Source organism: Vibrio sp. 1167 (genome assembly GCF_033340375.1).
GTDB lineage: Bacteria > Pseudomonadota > Gammaproteobacteria > Enterobacterales > Vibrionaceae > Vibrio > Vibrio alginolyticus.
In genome coordinates this window covers 1-1022 of sequence record NZ_JAWOWK010000134.1, presented here as the reverse complement: position 1 = coordinate 1022, position 1022 = coordinate 1, and the positions used below count along the sequence as shown (strand labels likewise).

The 1022-nt window shown below is 44.3% G+C and carries 1 protein-coding gene and 1 pseudogene; both read right to left on the bottom strand.

Translation table 11 applies throughout. From position 1 onward, the window contains the following. Positions 1-699: DUF1365 domain-containing protein (locus R7Z78_RS24895; protein WP_169643706.1), on the bottom strand; the 699-nt coding region annotated here is incomplete at its 3' end. 1 nt (position 700) lies between these two features. Next, positions 701-1022: pseudogene (locus R7Z78_RS24890) on the bottom strand (FAD-dependent oxidoreductase); the annotation flags it as partial.

Below are 1022 nucleotides of genomic sequence, written 5' to 3'. Positions count from 1 at the left end.
TAACTTCAATGCATGCCAGTAGATTCCAACGATCTCTTTTAGTGTTTGAATTGGTGTTCTGATCAAGCACTTTAATAAAGAAGCACTGGAAAATGGCTGTGCTTTCATAGCCATTGTGGCGTCGAAGTGTTTTTCACCTTTATGGCATTCAAGATGGATATTTAACTTGCCTGTAAGCGGCTTTATTTTCCAGCGGTACAATTGGTCTATCGGGTTGAACGGTGACACGTGGAATGCTTTGTCTTGCTCCCAACCAAAATCTTCATCCTTTGGGTCAGCCGCTATCGCGTAATAATGGCGCTCATTCCAAGGTGTATTGCTGACTTCGGCGAGAAGATATTGCCATTCACCTTTTTGGTCATACAGGTAGTAAAAATTCACTGGACTAAAGTAGAGCCCGAGATAACGCAAATGACAGACAGCCAGTACTTTGCCGCTGCAACGTACGCCCGTAAGTTCTGCGACTTTATCTTGCACCGCTTTTTTCAAACTCCCTTCACCGAGGTAATCATCACGTTTGAATCGAGCCCAATGCCACCAGCGAGTCCCAAAGCCCCAAACTTTTTTCTCAAGTACGCCAATTTCATCCAAATCAATCGCTGGCATAAACATTGAGTAATTCAGCTCGTGCTTAACGGGCGTAAAACGACGATGCCTTACATTGCCTATAAATAACTGGCTGTGAGAAGGGATACTCATATTACGCGGCACCTTGTTCATAAAGTGTGTCGTTTTTCTCGTGATGTTTAGCGCAAATTCCTTTCACAACATCCAAAGCACTGCGCACGCCATCTTCATGGAATCCGTTGTACCAATAAGCGCCACAAAACCACGTATGTTGAGCTCCTTGTATTTCTTCTTTGCGTTGCTGGGCAGCGATAGACTCCATCGTAAAGACAGGGTGATGGTAGGTGAACTGACGCAGAATCTTGTTCTCGTCGATATCTTCAGTACGGTTTAAGGTGACGCAGAATGTGTGTGAAGAGTCGATATGCTGCAAAATATTCATGTTGTACGTTAGG